Annotated in this window: 6 protein-coding genes and 1 pseudogene; all 7 read right to left on the reverse strand. The window is 44.7% G+C overall.

Annotation, left to right across the window (positions count from 1 at the left end; translation table 11 throughout):
• Position 1 precedes the first annotated feature (1 nt).
• Positions 2-184, reverse strand: a pseudogene (locus tag KFE96_RS18215) (polymorphic toxin type 24 domain-containing protein); the annotation flags it as partial.
• Between the two features lie 279 nt (positions 185-463).
• A complete protein-coding gene (locus KFE96_RS00090) occupies positions 464-652 on the reverse strand; it encodes a hypothetical protein (protein ID WP_255833976.1) in 189 nt (62 codons plus the stop codon).
• Positions 653-757: 105 nt separating this feature from the next.
• Positions 758-1,132 carry a hypothetical protein gene (locus tag KFE96_RS00095; RefSeq protein WP_255833977.1) on the reverse strand — a complete coding sequence of 125 codons (375 nt, stop codon included), beginning with the start codon at positions 1,130-1,132 and terminating at the stop codon, positions 758-760.
• On the reverse strand, positions 1,129-8,415 hold the full coding sequence (locus KFE96_RS00100) for an RHS repeat-associated core domain-containing protein (RefSeq protein ID WP_255833978.1): 7,287 nt from the start codon (positions 8,413-8,415) through the stop codon (positions 1,129-1,131). The genes KFE96_RS00095 and KFE96_RS00100 overlap by 4 nt, the downstream gene beginning before the upstream one ends.
• Before the next feature lie 58 nt (positions 8,416-8,473).
• Positions 8,474-12,652 (reverse strand): Calx-beta domain-containing protein, encoded by a 4,179-nt coding sequence (locus tag KFE96_RS00105; RefSeq protein WP_255833979.1) that lies wholly within the window; start codon positions 12,650-12,652, stop codon positions 8,474-8,476.
• Between the two features lie 623 nt (positions 12,653-13,275).
• The gene (locus tag KFE96_RS00110) at positions 13,276-14,196 is read right to left on the reverse strand and encodes a family 16 glycosylhydrolase (protein WP_255833980.1); all 921 of its coding nucleotides are present in this window, start codon (positions 14,194-14,196) and stop codon (positions 13,276-13,278) included.
• A 2-nt stretch (positions 14,197-14,198) separates the two neighbouring features.
• Complete coding sequence (locus KFE96_RS00115; protein ID WP_255833982.1) at positions 14,199-15,578, reverse strand: MFS transporter; 1,380 nt, start codon at positions 15,576-15,578, stop codon at positions 14,199-14,201.
• Positions 15,579-15,604 lie beyond the last annotated feature (26 nt).

Below are 15,604 nucleotides of genomic sequence, written 5' to 3' on the forward strand. Positions count from 1 at the left end.
ACTATGAGCCTTCCTTCTTTTTTAAATACTTTTTCACTGTTCGTATATCTTGTTTTGTCATTGTCCTTACATTCTTACGATCTTTATTTAAATGCGTCTCACCTGTACGTGGGTTAACGTTTTTATGCGATTGTTGCACATGAGGAGTATCCACCCCCCTATGAGATGCACCTTTCAGATCAAAATGCTGCTTATACTTAGCAGTTAAATCACACCATAGAACGCATGAGCATACCTCTCATGCGAAGGCGAAGCCGTTTTTCAGCTCTAAAAAATGAATGATCAAAAATCTTACTACATTAAATACCTTACAGATCAAATACTTACAGTAATTTTACATCAAGTTTCTTACTACCGTAGTAAGATTTAGTAAGACGATATCATTCCATAATATCAAACGTTTACCTAAAAGCACATCCGTGCGTCAGAGGTGTAAACAATTCGCGCCTAATCGCTAAGGAATCTATAAGGCTGAGATGAATGAGAACATTGTTTCAATCGCTTGTACTTCTGTAACACCTTCTGGCAACTGCAATGTTTCGCTGAACGTATTCGTTCCTTCCGCTGCATTACTGACATCTGCTGGTCGGTTTACACCGCTGGTTAGAGTTCCCCAAATTGTGCCGTCACGTCTCGGATAATGAAACATCATATTAGCTGCAAAAAAAAGGCTCCCAGCAGACGCAGGGAGTCTCGAGATGATTGAACAAATAAGGATGTGCCATATTGCAAACGCATAACGAGACCACCATTAGAATCACAAAGGATGAATAATCAATTCCAGATCACTACACTGTACCTCTAATTCACCCCAATCTCCTGATAAAAAGAAAGCACCTTGGTGACTTTGGAAGCTATCAATATTTCCAAAGTCAATTTCGTTATCTGCATCTATTGACGCCTTCATATAGATCTTGTTCCAGACTACACGAGCCAAGCGTTCAAATCTTAAATCTGCCAGGCGATAGCAATATTCTTCACTCGGCTTCGGAGCAGAATACTGGGCATGACATTCCAACAGAACAAGGTCCAATTGGAACACAATAGCGTTTCGATCGTATACGATCGAACGGACAAAGGAATCCTCTAGATACACGTCCTGCAAAACTTCTATTTGGTGATACGGGTTCATTTTTTCCTGTCATCAATAATTGGCGTATGATTTTCGGGACTCTTTCTCGTTACAGGCTGACCTGCAGAATTCACCCTCTGACCACTTGAATCCTTTAATTCTACGTGAGGGCCTGCACTACCCGGAGCCCTAGCGCTTCCACCTTTAATCGTCACACGTGCAACGCCATTCTCATCGACCATTTTCAACGGACCGTTTGCTGTTTGTGAAGGTGTGAAACCTACGTCTTGGGACTTCTGAATGATATCCGATGCTTTGGTTGACCCGTTGGAATCTATCATAGAACCAACTTGAGCGCCGCGACCTCCGGTTTCACAATTATGCACAAGCACACTGAGATTACCAACGAAATAGGTATGGAAGTCAGCGACAGTCAGATTGTAAGTGCCGTCCTTGCGATTTGTATTGTGAACAGAGGTAATAACCAGAACATTCTGCTCTTCGTCCTCAACCCGCATACCGAAAGTCAGCTCATCAGTACGTTTCCATCCTTGGCCATCAACCCACCAAGGGTGTTCATCGGTGGTTTCAAAAGTCTCGGTTTCCCCGGCTGCATTCTGAACAGTCAGTTCCCAAATCACCCGTTCATGACGTGGGATAAAGTCAGTAACTTCTTTAAGTTCCTGCTCACCTGTCTCGGGATTGCGTGACCAAACAAGGTCACCGACCTTAATGTCTTCGATGTTCTTAAGACCATCTTTGGTCAGGACCTGCGTACCTGCAACGAAACAGCAACCGCCTTTTCTAAACGCCTGAACTGCATTAGCGCCTGCTTTTACATCCCGCGCACTCACTGGCGAGAATATCTCTGAAGCCAAGGACGCAGCCGCTAAAAGCCGAGTTCCTGTGGAAGCACTACTATCTGTTACTGTGTTAAAATCTTCGACAGCCCCGGCAACAGTCGACGCAATATCACCACCCTTAATAGCAACTTTGATAATCTTAGCTACCAAGCCGAAAGCAAAATTACCCGTTGGATCGGTATTATTTACCGGATCGTTTGCGGTGTAGCCATAAAGGTTCATGTTGTCTTCATAACCAATTGGGTCGGTTTGAAGGAAGCGGCCTAGCTCGCTGCTATAATAGCGGGCGCGGTAGTAATAAAGGCCGGTTTCTGCATCGTACCTACGGCCTGTGTAGCGGAACGGTTGGCCATCTTCCGGTTGGCCCGGCACACCAAAGGCATCATAGGTATAGCGCTGTTCAAGACGAAGGCTTTCCGCACCGGACATGCCAATGATACTACCCTGATGATCCGCATGGTAATATTGCTGCTCACCCACCTGATTACCGTCAGAATCGTAAGCGATATAGATAAGCCGTTCATCAATATTTGCACCGTGTACATATTGACGGGTTACATAACTACGACCGGGAAACGATGCATAATCCGCGATTGGCTCATCGCCTTCATATAAATACTGAGTACGTACACCATTAACCGTTTTAGCAAACCGGCGGCCTTTGGCATCATAATCATACCTGACTGACATACCCGCTTTGGATGCACTTACCAATCGGTTTTCGCCGTCATATGCATAGACCCAATCACCATTGCGAATAAGGTTACCATTTGCATCATATTCCATTGCCGGACTAGAGGATGTTTGCGTTACATTTTCTTCATCCAGCTCAGCATTATCTACCTGCACATATTGGTTCAGGCCATTTACTTCATAGTCCACCTGCTTGTTTTGACGCGGCAGATATTGATAGATGGAATTTGAAAGGTCACGGCTAATCACCTGATTAGCTTTATTGTAACCAAAGCTGTAGACAACATCCTGTGATGGCAGGGCTTTTTGAGCCGCTACATCAAAGGATTCCTTAAAATCATGACTGATGGTTTTAAGCGCACTATCTACTTCGTAGGTATAGGTAACAGGAACAGAAGCAAGCCCCGGCGATTTAAAGCTTTTACCTGTCATGCGGGACAGCGCATCATAGCTATAGCGCACCCGTTCCTCACCGTCGAGGTGAACCGCTTGCATGCGGTTCAAAGCGTCATAGGTAAAGGTAAAGTTTTTCAAAACATCCGGATACGTGAGGCCAATACGGTTACCTGCTTGATCTAACGTTCTTGTAATACGACGTCGATTTTGAGTTTCTGCAACTAAACGGCCTGCTGTATCATACTCATAGGACGTATCAGTTGTATATGCCCCGTCATGATAGCCACCAGCACTATCACGAGCGCCCCAATGCCGAGTTTGGGAAACTTCGCGGCTCGCCAAATCATATTTATATCTGCTAGACGATTCTACCACCGCCCTTGTTGCTGAGCCAAATCGTACAGTACGGGCAACTAGACGGTTCAATGCATCATAGCCAGTACGAATATAGAGTCGATTACGGGTTTGTTTAACTGTCAGATTACCGTTAGCATCATACCCATATGCTTCATAATCGGTTGTAGATGCAACACCTGCCCCTTTGGTTTTTGAAGGGAAGTATGTTCGGCTCAACCTGTCATAATTATCATAGGTATATTCAGTACGGTTACCGTTCGCATCAGTTACAGATGCTACCTGTGCTGTTTCTGTATAGCTGTAAGTTTGATAATCCTGCTGGATATCAGTGCCGAACGCACGGATAAGGCGACGCATTTGACCATCAATAAAATACACACTTTTAGTGGTGCGGTTCTCTGGATCTGTCACCAGCGACACACGATCCTGGCTATCATAGCTGCTTCTGGTGATAGCGCAGGATGATAATCCACGATTAAGGGTATTGCCTGAATAACATTCAGGGCTGAATATTTCATATTCCTGACCAGTAGCGGTATAATTCATACCGGAAACCTGAAGGAGTGCACCACCGATATCCCTTAGTTCCGACCGCACTACACGGCCGTTCAAATCATAAATTGTGGTCGTTTTCGTACCGATTGCATTTGTTACAGAAACCGGACGGCGCACACCATCAAAGGTACTTGTAGTAATATCCTGCACGTCTGTACGCGGGCCATCTGCGCGAATAAGATCACCCACCGTATTATAGGTGAAGGTGTTGGTCAGGTTTTCACCGGACGGATCAAGAGTTGTGGAAACAAGAAAGCCTGTTGTGCCATCATATCCATTCTCCGTTACAACTCCTTCCGGATCTGTCACTGTAAGAGGGAGGCCAAAGGCATCATAAGTATATGTATATATTGGATTGCGCTGCTGGCCCGACGCAATTGCAACAAGAGGTAAGGTAGCTGTGCGAACCTGCCCAGCACCATTTGTACCTTTACCATAATAGACAAGTGTTGAGGTATTACCTCGCGCATCAGTTACACTGGTAGGTGCTTGCGGCCAATTAGGATCAGCATATGTAGCCGTTACTTCCAGTACCTTCCGCCTAAAATCAGCGACAGGGCAAACACCATCAACGTATCCACACTTCTCAACAGTTTTGAAGCTGGTGGTATTATGGTTTTGGTCATATTCGAACCAGCTTTCGATACCAGCAGGGAAAATACGGCGGGTAATGCGATCAAGCCCATCATATCGAGCAGTAATTACTCGGCCTGCTTCATCAATATAGCGGATGCCGCGATTTTCATCGTCATAGAAAACCGTGTAGCTGGACCGTTGTGCGCTTTCTGTGATGGAGCCATCTTCATTTTGAACAGCGACAGTGGCCACCGGTGAGAGGCGTTCACCGCGATACTGTTCTGCCACAAAGAAATCCCATGTGCCGCGATTGCCGCGAATTGCTTCACCATCCGCAAGGCTTTCAACCTTCCAGGTATTATCGTAAGTGAAACGCTGGGTCGGAAGGCCATCAGCACCGGATTTGGTATATTCCGGGGTGTACACTTCATAAAGGCGTGGTTGCCAATCATTCCGAGCATTTGTCACATCATAAGCAGCGGTGTTAATCCCGTTACCCACATAGGAATAATCAGTTTTTTCACCTTCTGGGTTCGTTGCAGATACAAGAAGTGGTTTATTCGCACGAGGAGCTAATGCTGCATGAACATTTGTTAAATCAATGTTGCCATCATCATTCCCTGCGTTCGAATATTCAAACAGAACTTTATCGAACCCACGGCCTTCAACACTTACAATTCGCTCATCCTCAGCACCACCCCAGTTAAGTTTCACGAATGGACCACTAAAACTTGAGCGACTACCGCCCAGGTTCGAAACCACCCGTTCAAGACGCAAGGTTTCCTGTGAATTATTATCTGGTGATGAATACTCAAACTTCAGTTCCAGACCAGAAGCAAACTTCCAACTAGATGCCTGAAACTGTGGAATATTTTGGTTGGGTGTACGATCAGGGCGGACTACGTCGATTACGATGGAAGACCCATCAGGGTATTCTACCTCAAAATCAATATCGGCATATGAATATTGCACAGAACATCTTTGTTCTGCGGTCAAAGGACCAAACTGTGATTCATCAACATTATGACAGCCAGTACTGGCAAAAACAGTTTTCAAAGAACCTGTTTGCTGAAGCTCTACCAACGAGCCTTTTGGTGAATCATATGTACCGTTCACAAGTTTTACAAACTGGGTTCCTGATGCCCCCTGCTGCACAGTTACCACATTATGGTGCAAATGATCCGTCCACCAATCTGCGATAAACATAGGAACGATAGCACTTTTCATATCCTGTTCTGAATTGGAAATACCAGAACCATCGAAGAGCTCATGAGCTGTATATAAGGCAACAACAGAAGGGACTGCTCTTACTGCTTTTTCTTCCCCCATTGCTTCCATGCCAGAGCCAGAAATTGAAGCAGTAATCGCAAGATTATGTGTCCAACCAGCACCTAACCCTCGGGAACGTGTTCCAGCCGCAGAAAAACTCCGCTGAAATGAAAGAGCGTATGGGAATTCACCAACACCTGTTGTAACATCAGCCGGGGCTGAATAGGATAATTGTCCGGAATTTAGATCAACCCCATGCAATCTTGAACGATCTTCAAACTGATCGCGCAAAGCATCAGCGAGTGAAGCGGGATCAAAAGTATCACCATCATCAGGGCTTTCAGCAGCTCCTGCTCCTTTTGTTGCTGCATTACGGTCACCATTCAGAGCAATATGCGCTATATCCCCTGTAACTGGATGATATGCAACAAATGCCTGGCCGCGCTCATAACTTCTATCAGTGCCATTCGGATCCAACGCATTCGGCATGAAAGGCACACCTGGACCATACACTTCAGCGGCAGCCGGGACATAAACCCCATAACCCGCATCGATATATGGCTCCAATGCCAGAATACTTGGCAGCCCGTAAGCATTATTTGCAAAATAATCTTTTACTGTTTGGTAGTTGAAGCGATCTACATAAACAAAGGGACGGTTCTGATCGTCATTATCATTAAACCATGAAAATCTGTTAACAGTTGAACCCGTATGTACCTTATCAGAGAATTGCTCAAATACGGAGCCCTCCAGCGCACTACCCATTAAAGCAATAGTTTTAGCTGATGCAACCGCGGCTGTTGTAGAGGACTGTTTAGTATTTACAGAAATGCCAGACAACATATCAATCTGCATAGCACCCGTGGCAACCGTGTGAACTTGCCTACCTGGTATAGTAATCAGTTCGCTACCTTCACTAACCCCCGGACCACAGATATTCACAAATTCATTCGTGGTATAAACCATTCCAAAAGAGTGGTGATGTTGGGTTGCGCTATTATTCACCTGACCTTCAAGAGCAATAATCCTATTAAATTGCTCCAGCCAACCATACCCTATTTGAGTTTTAACAGCCTCAGTGAGGTTTTGTGCATGGAAGGAACTACCTTGAGAAATTAAACTTCCAGGCTCTCCACCCGTAGTGTTCTGACAAAAGTTGGTATAGCTATATTTTATATCACTTATATGTTGTGAGGTAAGGCGAGAAGATAAGCGGTTTGTATTACTGGCACCAAAACCAAAAACAAAGGTAGTAGGTTGTGTAAAACCTCCTGAGCGTGGCGCATAATGCCGATCCATATAGGAGCCTTCATTTGCGGCATATGCATGATCAATCTTATAGTTTACGCTATAGTGATCGCCATCTATTACAACTCGAGGGAAAGCAAAAGGCAGCCCTGATGTTGGCTCGATAGATGTTGCTGCAGACCCTAATACGCCAGTAAGAACAGCCTCGCCATCCAGCTTCAATGTACCCGAAATTGTTGGCTCGTGCGTTTGGTAAGCAACTTGATCATTGGTCCAATCAAATTTCAAATTACGCCCGTATAGCTCATCTGCGAATAAGCTAATGCTTTTTTCTACACAACCATTACCAGCACCATTACACTTAAATTCTAAGCCAACAATAGTCCGGAATTCATTGGGTATTTCAGTAAATGTTCCGAAATCTCCATCCCAATCCCCATCCAAGGCTTCACCAAAAGCTTGACCCTCAACTTTTGTTGCTTCCAGAATGGTTCTCTCACCCAATATTTCACCAAGAGAAGAGTTGTAATTTTGTTCAGTTTCCAAGGCAGCAAGCAATTGGTCTGAAACATGCTTTAGCATACCATTCAAACCTGAAATACGAAAACCTGACATCCCAAAAAAGCCCGGACCGGTTAACCCAACGCCATAAGCACTGCTTAAAAGATTTCCTTTGCTACTGAATGTCCCGAGCGCTGCCCCCAGAGCCGGAATTTTTGGGCTGGTTTCCTGATATTTTTTAAAAGAAGGATCCAGGCTAATCGTTTCGCCGTCTACAACCGCTTGAACCCAAACATGCATAATTCGTGCAGACCCGGGGCATGCGTTTCGAGGAATTCCCCCGTCAGATAGCATTTCACATAACTGAGTTAAATTTGAGAACTGACCAAACCAATCTGTGGCCTCTTCCTCAGTTATCCTTAACTTACCGATAACGTAACTTACGTTCGAAATAGATGCATCTGAATGTAGAGCTGCTTCCTTCAATAGCTCTACAAGCAAATGAGCCTGATCGAAAGATGTACCAGCCCCATCCAGGTATGTTCCTAAAGCCCCTTTTTGAAGACCAAACTGTGGAACAATATCGATCCTGTCGTGAACATAGTTATAGATTAACTCGGGGTCATATTTTAAAGCACGAGCAAGTTCTTTGATTTCTACTGGGCGAGCTGCGTTCCTATGAAGGTCTTGAGGAAGTACTTTAGTAGCTCCATAAAAATCAAAAGCGGTCCCAAAACCAACCCGATCAGCTTTCCCTACCTTTATTGCAGCAACTTCGGGCTCAATAGTTTGAGCAGAAACCCCAGCCGTGCCCATTAAAAGCCCAGCTACAAGGATCTTTTTCAAACCTGTCTTTGTTACGGAATGTTTTCCCCAAGTAAACATAATATGCCTCAAATTACTTACTTAAAATATATGACCAAAGCGTGAGTTCAAACGGTACCTAAAAAGGAAACCCGCCGCCGAAACTACACGAGGAATTTTGCCTTGATTGATGAGATTCTGGCTTGGCGCCTGAACAGATACCATTAGAGACAGTTGCTCCGGATTCAGACCGACAAACTACTTGGCGCTGCCTAGTCTCTAAATCACCCAAGCCGCTACAAGTCCATGGGCTCCAACTGCCAGCAGACCAAGAATATGTACATGTATCTGTACGAACAAGATCAGGCGTGCCACAGAAGCTATTACTTACAGTTGCACCGTCGCTTCGCTTACAAGTTGCTGTACGTACATTTTGTCGTGTGGCTTGCCCTGTACATGCTGGCCACCCAGCAAAAGCGCTGTACTGGAAACTATATGTATATGTCACAGGCGGTGTACAAGTATCAGATCTAGTGGGCTGAGGCTTTCCTCCTCCACAAAAACTATCACTAACCGTACTACCATCACTTCTACGACAATAAACGGCACGTGTTTGTGTACGGACACCACTACTACTACAAGCGCTATAACTGCTCCACCCTCCGGTCTGCCAACTATATGTATATGAAGGTACATAGTTACACCCACGGGTGACTGTTATAGTTGAAGAGCCACAACTATTCCCCGATTCAACCCAGCTACATGTACGAACATACGTCCCTCTCTGCTCACCTGATGGCGGGCAGGTTGATGGCCAGCTTACTGGACCATCTGAATATCTCGGTGTACAGGTATCAGAGTTGGTGGATTGAGGCTTTCCTCCTCCGCAAAAACTATCACTAACCGTACTACCATCACTTCTACGACAATAAACGGTACGTGTTTGTGTACGGACACCACCACTACTACAAGCGCTATAACTGCTCCACCCTCCCTGTCGCCAACTATAGGAATAATCATCATTTCTGATGTTACCTACACCATTGGTACCTTTGGTTGGGTTGTTCTGATTGATGTTAGATGTAACTGTGGCCGCATTCACAACTCCCGACACAATCACATTGAAATGCTCGTCATTCTCAAAAACCGTGTCACCGATAATTGTTACCGGGAACTGGTGTTCATACTCACCCGGCTGAATAGTTATTGTAGTAGGAGGAACGGCAATATAGTCCTGTCCCTCCAGGGCACTTCCATTGGTTGTTTGATAGGTCAAAGTAACAGGTTCTGTTGTACCACCCTGAAGGAAGATAGTCATAGTCAGAACGCTATTGGAATTACCTTCCTGCCTGCCATTATTGAACACATTCACAACTGGAATACCATTAGTATTCAAAACAGTTCCGACACCTTGGCCATCCGCAATAATTGCTCCACCGGTTGGATTGGTTAGGTTTATGTAGAACAACTGATCTCGCTCAAAGATATCATCTGTCAACGGCGTTACGGTAACCGACTGCGATGTTATACCCGGCGCAAACGTCAATGTTCCCGTCACTTCAGTCGCATTGTAGTCCTCGCCACGTATCGCCGTACCATCAACAATCGAGAAGTTAACATTATTAGTTCCACTTCCCGGGTTAGCGCGTGTGATAGTAAAACTCGCTGAACTGCCACCTTCAGTGATATTAACATCACTCACGCTGAAAGCCGGTGGATCAACATCATCATTCAAAATAGTACCGGAAGCAGATGCTGTACCAATCGAGGCATTAGACCTATTGGCATCAAGCCTCACTGTAACGCGCTCATCCGCTTCAGATTGTCCATCGTTCACGGTTGGAATAATAATATTTTTTGTTAAAGCATCGCTCGGATTAAAGATCAGTACTCCAGATGTTTCAATAACATCAGCCGCACCCTCAGTTACATTCCAAGTAATCTGCACTGGTGCACTATATGCATGGGTAAGAGACACAGGGAATTCAAGATTCAATCCTTCATTCCTGCTGTTGGCTGCTGCAATACTAGCCGTTGGGATTTCCTCATCAAGCGGAGCTTCAGCAATTGGACAACCATCAGGTTGGGTTGTTCGAATTTCTACAAAACTGGTTGAAACAGCACCATGAGCATCCTCTACCTTATAGCTGAAACGATAACGGCCACATTCTGTGCCAAGGAACAGCGCCTCACCGTTAACCAAAGAAATACTACCATTACCTTTAAAGCCATCAATGAGATCGAATTCTGGCAACAATGTCATTGCATCATCATCAGGGTCTTCATCGTTTGATAGCAAATCAAGTGTCGCAGAACCTTGGAAAAGCGTTCCAGCTTCAAGTCCACCCTCAAACCCTTCAGAGCCACCTAATCCAGGGCCTGCAATCGGGTTAATCTCTATCCCAGTATAATAGTCCGGGAAAAGAATAGGAGATCTATTCCCCCTTACATCATCATCTTCAATAGTTGTAGAAATAGAGATTGCTTCACCCAAGTCAGCATTCTCAGCCTGAGTGAGTGTGAGAACTAATGTTTCCTCATCTTCAACCACATCCGCATCTGATAACAAGTCTACCTTAATTCTTTGCTTCGTCTTGTTGCCAAAGCTAATTCGCTTTGAAGGGGCATCAACATAATCCGAACCAGCACTCGCCGTTCCTGAAACTTCCCAGTAAACAACTACATTTTCAAAGGTATTGCTTAGAACAATATCATATTCCAGTTTATTGTCCTTGCCCTCCTTCACCGTCTCAGCAGATACTCTTTCAAGAGTTACGGTAGGGCGTTCTTTTGGTTCAGTAGGAGGAGTCACAGGTACAGATGGCGGCGGACAATTTTCACCTCCCTCACCTGTTACCGTAATGAATAATTGGGCAGATGACGTTAAACCATCAGGATCAGCTACTGTATAATCAAAACCATAAACAGCACAGCCATTAAAACCAACTCGAATACCAGTTCTACCATTAGTAAGCGGCTCGATACCCAAGGCAACATCTGGCACATCCAGTTGATGTGGAACAGGATACCCGCTTGCCACAGAAACAGCGGTAACAGTTAACAGATCTCCATCTGGATCCGTATCATTACCAAGAACATTGAAAACAGCACTACCGTCAAACAGAGGCGTTTCACCAGGGCGCAACTCTGGTGCGGGGTCATTTGGATTAACGAATACCCTCTCTCCATTGCCACCAATAACAGATACTATTTGAAGCTCATATGTGACCGCATCATCATTTGCTGTTGGAGCTCGATTGCCTGGGCCAGAATTGCCACCATCGGTGTTGTCACCGCCTGTGTTGTCACCACCCGTGTTGTCACCACCCGTGTTGTCACCGCCCGTGCTGTCACCGCCTGTGTTGTCACCTGATGGGTCTTCAATTGTCACAATCCCCACATATGTGGAAATAAAACCTTCCACTACCCACTTCAGCTCAATTAAGAAAACTTCTTGCCCTTCAACCAAATCATCTGAGGTAGCAAATATACTATTCTCAACAATAAATGTGGCTGCAGGAAAAGACATGGAAGCATTCACCAATGACCCAAAATCACCAGCTGCCTGTTGTGCGGTACCATCTATAGTTCTGAGATTAACTGTTAGAGCGCTGTTACTAACGCCACCAGCTGGAATATGCTTACGAACTTCAAATTCAAAGGCTTCACCTTCACTTACAATTCCGTCGGCAAAGTCAAAGTAAATCAAATCATTATCGTAAATAAGGCCAGTAGCCTCTTGATCTACATCATCGAGGTTCGCACCTTCAACCTCTGTGAGTTCAATGGAAAAGGTTTCATCACCTTCTTTAATAGTGTCATCAATTACATTGAAAGAAATCACACCTTCAGTAAAACCACGAGGTATAACTAACTCACCAGAATGTGGTGTAGAGATATCTGAAGCATTCGCGCTACCAACAGAATTATCACTAAACACACTTCGCCAGTTTACAACAATATCTTCTTCGGCCGCATAGGAAAGCGAGACCTTAAAATCTATTGTATCCTCTCCCTCTCGGGCTTTTGCATTGAGAATTCTAACAATGGGAAGTGCAAACCCCGAAACCGTGTGTACGGTCCTATTCCCCGCAGGGTCATATCGATATGTATGTACAACACCTGTTCTCAGGTTTTCCGTTCGAATTAATCGCCCGAGATCGTCATACTGATATCTAACTTGAGCGGGTTCAATTGTAGCTACCGGGTTCGCTCCATCATTACCCGATGCCTGGGTCCATCCCCTAGCAGAAGTCAGCATAACTAACAAAATAGTGAAAAAAGCGCACACAATAGTGCTACTAAATGCTTTACTCACAATTGCCCCCAAACCTTATAAAACAAGTTTATTTAAAAACACCACTAACGTTTATCTTGCACGCTAAACATACTCAACAAAAGGTTGTCAACAGATATATTTCATTGAGCAATTTTATACTTTTGTACGGACATATCACTTAAACGTGAAATAAGTTATTGATATAAAACACTTTATTAAGGCTTTTTCTTTAAAACTAAAGTTTAGTTATTTTCTACAGTATAAAATCAAAAGTAGAGAATACGATTTTACAAAATATTCCGTAGACAGTTTTTCATATTAAAAATTATCGCATTTGGTGAAAAAATACTAAAAACACACTCAAAAATTCTATGTAAAAAAATAATATCAAATATCCTGCAATATAAGAGTATCACCTCCAGATTATCGTATTTTATGTGTCAAAACTGATGGATTATCGAAAGATATGCGTCGCGCTGTCGAAACTTATGTGTCAAAGGCCGATAAGACATGAGAAATTCTGTGGAATCCTGTCGCATCTATTGCGTCACCCAACAATTTTGTCGGATGACACATAAGTTTCGACAAATGGCGCATAAAGTTCGACAATGCGACACATAAGTTTCGATAAAAGGCCCAGCGTTTCCGAGCGCTTGGGCCTTTTAATGTTTAGTCCTTTGATAAATGCGCACCCAATCAACAAGCATAGATTTTGGAAAATCTTCTACATCCACACCCTTTTCATTCCGTTCTTCAGCCAGCTTACCGCCAACCGCTAGGTTCAGGATTAAATAAAAAGGCTGATCAAACGGCGCATATACACTGCCCTTGGCTTTACCCCCTGCTGAAAACCAATCTTCACTTGTAAGGGAGGAATATTTCTGGCCGTCGACAAACCAGGAGATTTCACCTTGCTTCCATTCTACAGCAAAAATATGAAAGCCATCCGGGCTGATTGGTAAAGTAATATCGCTGCCCTTATGTGTGTTTTCAGGCCATTCCGCGCCATAATGCAATGTGCCAAGAATACGGTTTTCCTTACCGCCGGAACACTCATCACAGCGTGCACCTAAATTAACCGCCTCCATAATATCTATTTCGCCTGATGCGGCCCAGGAGCCATACCGGTTTTTGCGCGGCAACATCCATATAGCGGGCCATGTACCTTGGCCTTCAGGCAATTTTGCTCGTATTTCAAACCTGCCATATCGCCAGGCGGCTTTGCCTCTGGTAACCAAACGTGCTGATGAAAAAGGCAATTCTCGCATCTCATCCTCGCCTTTTCTCAGGTGCAGCGGCAATGCATATCCTGTTGAGGTCTTATGGTGCGCCGTGATTTTAAGAAAACCTCCAGATACCGAGGCATTTTCAGGCAAAGCCGTATAACATTGTTTCTCGTTATTTCCCCCACCCCAGCAGTCAATATCAAACTGCCATTTTTCTCTATCAATCTGATACCCTGTAAATTCATCGCTCCAAACCAATTGCCACTCAGGAGCATCCGCCTTTGCATCTGCATGCACCAGTTCGCCAAACAGGGGAGCCAATAAAACACTCATGAATACAGAGAAGAATATGTTCATGCCTAAGCCTTGTTTTTTATCTGTTCTACACATAGAGAATGCACATCTTGCGTGATGGCGTATTTGAAGAATATGAGAAAGCCAATCAGGGCGAATATTGCCGGTGTAAGCGCTGAAAACCAGTGCAACCTCTCAAGCACCTCTGCGGTATGATTTGCCCCACCTGAATAGCCTATTACATCTAAGGCAAACCCAATTCCAAGGCCTGCCAAAGCTATCGCTATTTTCTGAATGGCAGACGCCAAACCAACGAGAGAAGCCTCGGCCCGTACACCAGTTTTAGCATGCCCATAATCAATTGTATCCGGCAGAATAGACCAAAATCCAACAGCAAACGCGCTGAAGCTAGCTGCAATCAACCCAAGAACCAGCATACTAAGATAGGCATTATGCTCACCAACAAAACCAAGTATTATGCTGGTCACGCTCACGCTGATACACCCAAGAAGGAAAGCAAGCCTCTTATCCAGCTTCAAATTCAGTTTCACCCAGAGCGGAATTGAAATAAGCGGTACCGACGTCATAACAATTAAAGCCAGCGTTCCTAAACTCGGGTCCGCGAGAATGTGTTCGAAACGGTAGAGAACAGTTTTAACAACCACCATATTCGCAACTGTAATAGCAAAAATAGCATGAGATAGAAGAAGGAACGGCGTATTAGCAAACATGGAACGAAGTACATCCATTGCCTCCGTAGTCTCTACAGGCTTATCTCCGCTCATACTTCCGTGAGAAGCGATGGATTGTTCTCTGGTTAAAGCCACCGTTATGATCAATAAGCCGGAAGCTATCATGCCACTTATCAACGCCCCTACGACAAGAGCAGTACTGTCAGCCATGAACTCACGCAAGAAAGAGAGCATAGATACAACGGCAATTCCCCCTAGCGCTCCAAAGACCATACGAGTACCTGCCAACCGGGTTCTGTCACCCGCATCAAAAGTCAGGCGAGCACCAAGGGCGCTATAGGGTATGGAAACAACCGTATATAGGAGACGGAACAAAATATGGCCAACAACAGCTGCTGCAATAATAAAACCTATATCTTCAAAAAGCAGTGGTAAGCCAAAGAGCAAGATAAAACTGAGCGCCAGAGGGAGTGCTCCCCACAGTAGATAAGGCCGGTATCGCCCTTTCGAACTTTTGGTACGTTCGGCAATCAAACCAATAACAGGGTCTGAAACACCGTCCACCACACCACCAATCGCATAGATTATGCCTGCCAGACTGCTAGGTAACTGAAGGATATCCGTATAAAAATAGAGAAGGAAAAAAGCTGCGCCCTGCCAGTAAAAATTCAGCCCGAAATCACCTGCGGCATATCCATAACGAACAGATGTCTTTAGGCCTTCAGCATGCTGCATATCGGGTTTGTCTAACACGCCTACTCCATCCCTTGTGAAGCCTC

The sequence above is a fragment of the Kordiimonas sp. SCSIO 12603 genome (genome assembly GCF_024398035.1).
Taxonomy (GTDB): Bacteria; Pseudomonadota; Alphaproteobacteria; order Sphingomonadales; family Kordiimonadaceae; genus Kordiimonas.

Coding starts and splice junctions, on each gene's coding strand:
- KFE96_RS00100 (WP_255833978.1), bottom strand. CDS start 8,415: ATGTTTACTTGGGGAAAACATTCCGTAACAAAGACAGGTTTGAAAAAG.
- KFE96_RS00110 (WP_255833980.1), bottom strand. CDS start 14,196: ATGAACATATTCTTCTCTGTATTCATGAGTGTTTTATTGGCTCCCCTG.
- KFE96_RS00095 (WP_255833977.1), bottom strand. CDS start 1,132: ATGAACCCGTATCACCAAATAGAAGTTTTGCAGGACGTGTATCTAGAG.
- KFE96_RS00090 (WP_255833976.1), bottom strand. CDS start 652: ATGATGTTTCATTATCCGAGACGTGACGGCACAATTTGGGGAACTCTA.